At 53.6% G+C, this 8529-nt stretch carries 9 protein-coding genes; 3 read left to right on the forward strand and 6 right to left on the reverse strand.

Annotated elements, in window-relative coordinates; translation table 11 throughout:
* The 5 genes from N5D30_RS25680 to N5D30_RS25700 all read right to left on the reverse strand — a co-directional run.
* On the reverse strand, positions 1 to 207 hold a 207-nt coding region (locus tag N5D30_RS25680; protein WP_279911271.1), incomplete at its 3' end, for a major capsid protein.
* A 403-nt stretch (positions 208 to 610) separates the two neighbouring features.
* Positions 611 to 961 carry a hypothetical protein gene (locus N5D30_RS25685; protein ID WP_279911272.1) on the reverse strand — a complete coding sequence of 117 codons (351 nt, stop codon included), beginning with the start codon at positions 959 to 961 and terminating at the stop codon, positions 611 to 613.
* A gap of 435 nt (positions 962 to 1396) precedes the next feature.
* Positions 1397 to 1609: a hypothetical protein gene (locus N5D30_RS25690; protein WP_279911273.1), complete on the reverse strand. Its 213-nt coding sequence runs from the start codon at positions 1607 to 1609 to the stop codon at positions 1397 to 1399.
* Between the two features lie 4 nt (positions 1610 to 1613).
* Entirely contained in the window at positions 1614 to 1901 is a 288-nt protein-coding gene (locus tag N5D30_RS25695) for a DUF5447 family protein (protein ID WP_279911274.1), read from the reverse strand.
* 495 nt (positions 1902 to 2396) lie between these two features.
* A complete protein-coding gene (locus tag N5D30_RS25700; RefSeq protein WP_279911279.1) occupies positions 2397 to 2609 on the reverse strand; it encodes a DNA-binding protein in 213 nt (70 codons plus the stop codon).
* A gap of 447 nt (positions 2610 to 3056) precedes the next feature.
* On the opposite strand from N5D30_RS25700, the gene N5D30_RS25705 reads away from it, so the two are divergent.
* Together N5D30_RS25705 and N5D30_RS25710 are read left to right on the forward strand one after the other, a co-directional pair.
* Positions 3057 to 3431 carry a hypothetical protein gene (locus tag N5D30_RS25705; protein ID WP_279911275.1) on the forward strand — a complete coding sequence of 125 codons (375 nt, stop codon included), beginning with the start codon at positions 3057 to 3059 and terminating at the stop codon, positions 3429 to 3431.
* Between the two features lie 322 nt (positions 3432 to 3753).
* Entirely contained in the window at positions 3754 to 5010 is a 1257-nt protein-coding gene (locus tag N5D30_RS25710; RefSeq protein WP_279911276.1) for an integrase domain-containing protein, read from the forward strand.
* 248 nt (positions 5011 to 5258) lie between these two features.
* On the opposite strand, the gene N5D30_RS25715 is transcribed toward N5D30_RS25710, so the two are convergent.
* Entirely contained in the window at positions 5259 to 6281 is a 1023-nt protein-coding gene (locus N5D30_RS25715; protein WP_279911277.1) for a DUF4238 domain-containing protein, read from the reverse strand.
* Positions 6282 to 6452: 171 nt separating this feature from the next.
* On the opposite strand from N5D30_RS25715, the gene N5D30_RS25720 reads away from it, so the two are divergent.
* Positions 6453 to 8444 carry an ATP-binding protein gene (locus N5D30_RS25720; RefSeq protein WP_279911278.1) on the forward strand — a complete coding sequence of 664 codons (1992 nt, stop codon included), beginning with the start codon at positions 6453 to 6455 and terminating at the stop codon, positions 8442 to 8444.
* Positions 8445 to 8529: the final 85 nt, after the last annotated feature.

Raw genomic sequence — 8529 nt, forward strand, 5'->3', positions numbered from 1 at the left:
AACGCCAGCGCAGGCCAGAACAGCCAGCGCCAGGGCGACGTAACCGGCAACAGTACCGGCACTGGTGCCACCAGCATTGATCTGCTCTTGAATACCGGTGACATCAATCGGGATCGCGGCGGCCATAGCCTGACCAGCGCTGAGAACAGCAGCGGAGCCGACCAGGGCGACGTTACGAACAGTTTGCAGCTTGGACTTCAGTTTCATGTTACTTACCTCATACGTCTAAGTATTGATGCGACCATTCCACCGGAAAGGCCGATTGCGAACACCAAGAGAGTTCCGCCAAAACCAATAGCGAACGCCTCTGGTGAGAATCCCCCGGAAACCAATATGTCTACATATCCAGCGGCTTCAGGAGGGATTAGATAGGCCTGCTGCCATGCAAGTTGAGTGCAGGACATTGAACTATCGGAGTTCGTAGTCCATTCCATGCAAACTTGAACAGCAACGACCGACATTCTTAAAACCTCAATAACCCGGAAGGCCGCGAGCGATGGAGGCCAACTCCAACCCTTGGGCGAAGCCATCAGCGGAACCAATGAGGTAGCCAACGAAGCAGCCCAGCACGAAGCAGAAGAAGTAATCCATGACTCAACTACCCCTATGGTTAAGCCTTGGAATCAGGCTTTTGCGCGGAGGCCTGAGAGGCAGCAGGAGCGGCCGAGGCTGCGGGGCGTGGCTTCACCGGCTCGATGTGCAGGGCCAGATTCTTGCCCTTGTTCTGGCCGCCTCGGGCGACCTCAAAGGTGATGCGGACGGTCTCCAGCGGGGCGAAGCCGGAACCCGCGAAGAAGACTTCGTCGGCGACCTCATCGGCGGCGGCCATGCCCACGATGGACAGGCCGTGTTCGGTCTTGCCGTCCGGCTCATCGCCGTAGAAGACCTTCACGTATTTGGCGCCCTCTACTTCGGTCTTTTGGGTGCCCAGGAATGCAACTTCCATAATCGAACGTGCCATCGGTATTTCCTCTTTTGGGTGCGCGTTGTTGCGCGGTTTTGCCTTTCTGCAGGCCGAGCGATCCCGTGCAGGTGAACTCACTCGTTCAGCCTGCTAGCTGTCTCGGTCTGCGGGTTAAAACTCGGTCTTGCGGGTGCCCGTCAGCGGGTCAACACCAAGGGCTTTGCCCTTGTCATCCCACCCTTGCCGCCGGGGGCTCGGGAGCGCGGGGCGGTAGAGCTGCCCCGCCCTCCCCAGCGGAGGCTGTTCGTAGTCGAGGCGGGTCAAGGGTGCGCTCCGCCCGTGCTTCCGTTTGTCCGAACGGTGAAGCGTGTTCGGACAAGCCGGGAGCGCGGCCCCTGACCTGGGAGGCTTCTGCGAGGACGACTTCGCGGGCGATGAAAAGAGCCATTACAACGACCAGAAAAATAGAAATAAACAGCAGATCGGCGCGGCTCATGGCTTGGCCTCCCGGCGCTCGGCTTCGGCCTGGACTTCGAACTGGATACTCAGGCGGGCAATGCCCGAACAGGCATTGCAGCCACAGAATTCGCCCTCGCACTTCGGGCAGCGTTCGTCGCCCATGTGCTTGGCGTCGCTGTAGGCTTCGGCATGGCCGCAGTCCTGGCACAGGACATAGGCATCGGTCACTTCGGCAAGCTGGCTCATTGGCTTACTCCAGTTCGAACGGCTCGCGAATAGGCACGAAAGGCGTCGGCTTGCCCGAGTCGTAGATAGTGTTCCAGTACTTCGGGGGACGGCGTGGTGGCTTGTGTTTCGCGCAGGTGAAAGCCGGTTTCGCTCGCCAGATTCCATCGACCTTGAACACCGACGCAGGGCGGCACTGGTCGCAGGGTGTGGACAGGCAGGGAGCGGGTTCCACCGGTACGCGACGGGACCAGCAGACAGAGCAATCGCAGGTCTCGGGATGAGGCAGGCGCAGATACTTGTTCAGGCTCATTGGCTAGCACCTGCGCCTGGGGCTTTACGGGGCGAAGGCGCTTGCAGATAGCAAGACTGTCACTCATATCAAGAAACGGAGCGTCAACAGGCTCAGCAGCAGTCATATCCTCTTTAACCAGCTCCAATGCCTCTAAACCCCCATCCAGCCACGAGGGACGAATCGCAGGCTCAGCAGCTTGCACAGGGGACCTTGCCTCGACAGGAGCAGCCTTGCGACGCTCATACGCGATACGCAACGGCATGCACGGCCCAGCATTGGCGGGATGAGGGAATGGCTTGCCTAGGCAGTCAGAGGCACTAGAAAGGAGGCGATGCAGATCAACCCATTGATCATGGGTGAGCAAACCCAGCTCCGCAGCAAGGTCAATTCGGCCAGAAATACGGCCCCAATTGGCCCAGTCACGGTAATCACCGCGCGAATCACGTGACTGAATACGGTAGTTAACGAGCTGGTAAAGAAGGGAGCGCAGAAAGGCTTTCAGCTGATCAGTCATTACGACACCCACTCCTGCTCAGAAAGATGCTGGCGAAGCAGCACGCAATTCACCATGCGGCGCTTACCGACCTTGATCGAAGGCAAAACGGCCTTCTTGATCCAGGCACGAGCCATGTCCGGCGTCACACCATTCCGTTCAGCCCAAACCTCAGGCAACTCAACATCCGGCAAGGCCGGCTCCTTCGCGTGTTCCAGGGATTCCAGTTCCATTGTCAGGGTCATTCCGGCACTATTCAGGGTCATTGGCGGCCTATTCCATATGGAATAAATCCATATGGACAGTATCCATAATCCAGATGATTATGGCAATAGTCCATAAAATTATTTTTTCTGAATGAGTTATAGATGCTTGATAGAGCACTTCAATTGCTGGAAGCCACTAGCCTAAAAGACCTAGCGGCCGTAAACAGCAAGGAGTACGTGAGATGGCAAAGCATCAAACGAGGTAAAGCCAGAATCACAGCGGAAGAAATAGAGCAGTTAGGAAAGCTTTACCCAAACTACAGATGGTGGCTAATGACGGGTGAAGTAATGCCGGACAAAGGACAAACAAGTCCAGACTACGATGCGGCACATTCAAACTTGCACAAACCAAACGCGGGATAGCGATAACACAGGAAGTTGCTAAGCGTTGGCATGCCCGTAAGGAGCAAAGGAATGAAAAATAAAATTTTAGCAATAATAGCACTCATATCAATAAACACAGCAACAGCAGCAACAACAGAAATAAAATATAGCTATACATCCACAACAGGCTTTAAAGAAATTGCCACATGGACAATAAAAGATGGAAATATAATTTCAGAATCAATATGTGATAATGAAATAAAAAATTCAATCAGATATTATAACTGCCTAGATGGAGCAAGAGATATAATGGTATATATATGCCTAATAGAATCTAAAGACTATGGCTGCGACGGATATAGAGAAATTTCAAGGATGGAAGATTATTTAGTTCATAGAAGAGAAGTTAATTCAGCGCCATTTAGCGAAGAAGCCAAAAAATTTGCACCCGACATGACAAAATAGTGTCGAAAAAGTGTCGAAAAAACCGACCCTAATCGACCCTATATCGAACCAGAAAAACCGACGCAAGCCCCGCAATGACTGGGATAGGCCCGAATTGATACCGTTTAAAAACTGGTTCAAATCCCCCCGGCTCCACCAAACAACCATCTAAAGACGTCCTCGGACGTCTTTTTTTGTGCCTGAAATCCAGTAAATCCGGGGCTTTCAGCATCATCACGATCCGATAGCGTCCAGCAGAATCCATGAATTCCGGTATTCCAGGTGGTATTCCAAGCCACCGGCTGCTAATTTTTGGAATACCAAATCGCTCCATGGAATACCTATGTGCGCCCAAGCTACACGCCTGTCTGAGCTCAAGATCAAAGCAGCCAAGCCTCAAGAAAAGGACTACGTCCTAAGCGATGGAGATGGGCTTCAGATGCGAGTCAGAAGCAACGGGTCAAAGCTCTGGAATTTCAACTACCGGCACCCGGTGACGAAGAATCGGATCAACATGGGGCTCGGCACCTTCCCGGAGGTTTCTTTAGCGCAAGCTCGCAAGCGGACAGTCGAGGCACGCGAGCTCGTCGCCCACGGTATCGACCCAAAAGAAAAGCGCGACACTGTGCAGCAGGCCAAAAAGGCAGCAACTGAGCACACCCTTCAGAACGTTGCTACAGCTTGGTTCGAGCTGAAAAAGGATGTGGTCACAAAGGCCTACGGTGAGGACATTTGGCGCTCTCTCACCTTGCACATCTTCCCCGATCTGGGCTCCACCCCAATCTCGGCCATCACCGCCCCCAAGGTCATCAACCTACTTCGACCACTGGAAACCAAAGGCAGCCTTGAGACAGTCAAACGACTGACCCAACGGCTCAACGAGATCATGACCTATGGGGTTAACTCAGGGCTGATCCACGCGAACCCACTCAGCGGCATTCGCTCCGTCTTCAAAAAACCAAAGAAAAAAAATATGGCGGCGCTCGCCCCCGATGAGCTAAATGAGCTCATGGTGGCAGTTGCCAACGCCAGCATCAAAAGAACGACTCGCTGTCTGATCGAATGGCAACTCCACACGATGACGAGGCCGGTTGAAGCAGCTACGACCCGCTGGGCGGAGATCGACCTAGAGAAAAGGATTTGGACAATCCCTGCAGAGCGCATGAAAAAACGCCGCTCTCACATCGTCCCGCTTACAGACCAAGCGATGGCGCTCCTTGAATCCATCAAACCTTATAGCGGCCATAGGGAATACGTTTTCCCAGCGGACCGAAACCCACGCACCCACACCAACAGCCAGACCGCCAACATGGCGCTCAAACGCATGGGCTTTGAAGGTCGTTTGGTCAGCCACGGCATGCGCTCGATGGCCAGTACCATCCTCAACGAGCATGGCTGGGATGCGGAGCTGATTGAAGTAGCTCTAGCCCATGTCGATAAGGATGAGGTGCGTGGCGCCTATAACCGAGCGGACTACATCGAGCGCAGGCGGCCAATGATGTCTTGGTGGAGTGAGCACATTCAAGAATCTGCCACAGGTAGCTTGTCAGTAGCAGCTGTCACGGAAAATCGAGACAGAAAGGTCGTTCCGATACGCTGATTAGTGCCAACTTCCGCAAAGCAGCCAGTAGCAACAGGCAAAAAACCGGCCAGAGGCGGACATGATCGTTGTGTCAGGGTACCTCTAATTCTCCAAACCGCGTCACGAAGCTGAGTCGGCGCCTACCCTGCGGCCCCACTGTCTGGATCTGTCTCGCAAGGGGAGGAGCCGGGCAACCCTATAGAGTCAAAACGCGTTGAGCGGTATCAGCAGCCCTCATCTCCCCCTCCCGCCGCAATCTGGATGGGTCAACTTTGAAGCTCTCTTTCAGCTTGGCACTGTTCATGATGCCAGCGCTGCCAAGATGCCAACTCGTTTTTGTAGGTCGATGAACAAACCAATCTGGGCCGAATTAAGTGAACATCACCAGGCTCACTAGAGAACACGTAGCGATCCGCATGCTCAATGATGATCCTCCGCATCAACTGAGCAGTCTTAGTGTCCGGCGTGGTTCCTCGCGACCAGACCTTATTGCCGATGCAGGTGTAAAGCAGGTGTTTCGGACTCAGGGGTAGCAGTATGTCCCCGTTCTTGACTCCCCAACCGCCACCGAAGTCGTAGTTCTTCGAGTTCTGGAAATTAAGGCGAACCAGCGGATTGTCAGAGGTGGGCCATGACATGCCTGCAGGGGCATGCAAGATCGTCCATCTGTGTGCAGGTAAACGGCTTAGCGTCTTCGTGAGCAAGTGCCTCATCTGCCAAATCCATAGCCGCCTTCCAACTACGGTTTCTGCTTTCGCCTGGCCACCTCCATCTGCTATCGCCTCTATGGATATCTTGAAGATCGAAAGAGCATCGCTCTCGTTTGTGGGGCGTGGGATTGGCTCGTTTCGTCTAGCTGCGGCCTCCAGATTCTGAATGGAGCGCCGCATGCTCGACTCCATCAAGGCAGGCAATGATTCGTTCTGACGAAGAATGAACTGCCTGAGTCGAGCCGGCGTACGGACATCTAGGGCAACAGCAAACCGCACCAGCCTCCTCCAATGCTCGGGTGACATGCGATCCTCTTGAACAACTCGACGAATAGCCTCTTCCGCAGGACTCTCAAACTCACTGTCGAGCCAGCGCTCAAACTCGTCTGTCTCTTCTTGCCCTGCCAGGTAGGTGTAGAGGTGTTGGTGGAAAGCGATCCCTTTCAGAGATTGCTTCTTCCACAGGGAGACATTCTCGTTCGGAACCAACAAGCGGTAGGTAGGAATGAGCCCATCATGCGCCCACTGCCTAAGGTACAGCTTGGGAACGTAATGATTATCTTTGCGTAGTTGATGCATGGCCAAGTTTTGCCAATTGGAGGGTCAGACTCGACGTAATCCTAGTTCAACTGATGAGGGGGCGCCGCCATTGGCGAAATCGGACGGCGGCGTAGATGTTCATTGAGGTAGGATTGTTCGTGAGCGTTCGCAAATTGCTAAACGATAAGCACCACTCCAAGGAGGGACCCCATGCCCGAACAAACGCGTCATCTATCTCTGTTCGAGGAGGACTATCTCTTACGGGAGCTTGGGCCTGTAGCCCATGTGCCCCAAGTAGCCCTTACCGAGTTAGTAGCAAATGCTTGGGACGCAGGTGCTAGTCGGGTCGATTTGATCATCCCATCAGAGCTTGGCGGTACGCTCACCGTTGTCGATGACGGCCACGGTATGACGCCGCATCAGTTCAGCGGTCGCTGGATGATGCTTCGCTACAATCGACTGAAGCATCAAAGCTGGAAAGTAGAATTTCCCAAAGGTAAGAGTGAGAAACTCAGGAAAGCCTATGGCCGCAATGGCGTAGGGCGCCATGGACTTCTTTGCTTTGGTGATGAGTATCTTGTCGAAACCTGGCGCGACGGAACTTTGAGTAGGTTCACCGTAGGGACAGAGTCCGGCCCTAGCCCGTTTGTCGTTCGCTCCGAGGAGTTTGATAAGCGGGAAGGTTCTGGCACAAGGCTCTGCGTCACCGTGACTCGAAAACTTCCTGATGCCCTAGAGATATCGACTGTTCTGGCTGCACGTTTCATCCATGACCCCAGCTTCCAGATTCGAGTTAATGGCGCGCCATTAACTCTCGCCAAGCTTGAGAAGTATGCGAAGGAGCAAACCCTCCCCCTAAGTGAAGGCAGATCTGCGAGGGTAATTGTCATCGACTCTACACAGCAGAACCACTCGTCTATCCATCAGGGAGTAGCGTTTTGGGTAGACCAACGGCTTGTAGGAAATCCTTCCTGGGCCATTGGCCAAGTGGCGAATTTCGATGGCCGTACTCGATTTGCTAAGCGATACAAGGTCATCGTGGATACCTATGGTTTTGATGACCATGTCCAAGCAGACTGGACAGGATTCAAGGCAACGCCAGCTGTAGAAGAGCTTTTCAAGGCTGCAGCATTACATATCAATCAAGTCGCCGATGAGCTGGCTGCCGAGGTGGTTGAAGCTACATCGGAAGACGCCCTCATTCAGAATCGCTCAGAACTCAAAACTTTGGGACAAGGCGCACAGCTTGAGGTGACTGAGTTCACCAAGGCAGTCGCCCAAGCCCATCCAATGGTCTCTCCTGAGTTCCTTGCGACGGCGGTTAAAGCAGTCATTAACTTGGAGAAATCCAAAAGCGGCGCCTCACTCCTTCAAAAACTCGCTAACTTGTCAACGTCAGACGTCGAGGGGCTTGATGCCCTGCTGGCCGACTGGTCGATCAAAGACGCTCTGCGTGTATTGGATGAGATTGACGACAGGCTCAGCGTCATTGAGGCCATTGCAAGGCTCGCGGATGATCCCAAAACCGATGAACTGCACACACTTCATCCGCTGATATTAAGATCCCGCTGGCTGTTTGGCCCAGAGTTTGAGTCTATGGAGTATTGCTCGAACGCGTCCCTACGGAGTGTAGCCAAGCAATTGTGGGGGGATGAAGGCGCTTCCTTTATTAACGAAAAGAAGCGGCCTGATGTTGTTGTCCTCCCGGATCAGAGCACAATTCAACTGATAGGTATTGAGCGGCTTAACCCTCAGGATCCAACCGTCGCTCAAATGCAAAATATCCTGTTAATTGAGCTTAAGAAGGGGGGATTCAAAATAAACCGCCGAGAGGTAAACCAAGCTGACGGTTATGTTCAAGACATAGCGAATTCGGGCTTTGTGAGTGGTGCACCATATGTGACGGCGTGGGTGGTTGGTCAATCAATCGCACCCGGTGTTGGTACGGACAAGACCGTTGGTGATGACACGCGCCGTTATGGCCAAGTCAGAGCTACAACCTTTGGAGCGCTGGTGAGTACCGCCAATTTAAGGCTGATGCGCTTACGAAAGACCTTGGAGGATCGCTACGACAATCTCCAAACTGATGCGCTTCTCGCTAAGGTACTGTCAACGCAGGAGCAGGGCGCTCTCGACCTAGCGGAGGCAGTAATCGCCTACAACGAACATGGTGTGTTCAGTGACGGCGAGCGGAGCTTCTGATACATCGGCTCGCCGTTCATGAGAACACCCCATGCTCCAGCCCCTTCCTTGTGGCCAAATGTAGCCGTTACTCAACGGCGGGTAC

This window comes from Pseudomonas sp. GD03875 (genome assembly GCF_029840585.1).
GTDB classification, from domain to species: Bacteria; Pseudomonadota; Gammaproteobacteria; order Pseudomonadales; family Pseudomonadaceae; genus Aquipseudomonas; species Aquipseudomonas paralcaligenes.

Bases quoted from the DNA above. Each gene is read 5' to 3' on its own strand.
- N5D30_RS25685 (WP_279911272.1), bottom strand. From the start codon at position 961: ATGGCACGTTCGATTATGGAAGTTGCATTCCTGGGCACCCAAAAGACC.
- N5D30_RS25690 (WP_279911273.1), bottom strand. From the start codon at position 1,609: ATGAGCCAGCTTGCCGAAGTGACCGATGCCTATGTCCTGTGCCAGGAC.
- N5D30_RS25695 (WP_279911274.1), bottom strand. From the start codon at position 1,901: ATGAGCCTGAACAAGTATCTGCGCCTGCCTCATCCCGAGACCTGCGAT.
- N5D30_RS25700 (WP_279911279.1), bottom strand. From the start codon at position 2,609: ATGGAACTGGAATCCCTGGAACACGCGAAGGAGCCGGCCTTGCCGGAT.
- N5D30_RS25705 (WP_279911275.1), top strand. From the start codon at position 3,057: ATGAAAAATAAAATTTTAGCAATAATAGCACTCATATCAATAAACACA.
- N5D30_RS25710 (WP_279911276.1), top strand. From the start codon at position 3,754: ATGTGCGCCCAAGCTACACGCCTGTCTGAGCTCAAGATCAAAGCAGCC.
- N5D30_RS25715 (WP_279911277.1), bottom strand. From the start codon at position 6,281: ATGCATCAACTACGCAAAGATAATCATTACGTTCCCAAGCTGTACCTT.
- N5D30_RS25720 (WP_279911278.1), top strand. From the start codon at position 6,453: ATGCCCGAACAAACGCGTCATCTATCTCTGTTCGAGGAGGACTATCTC.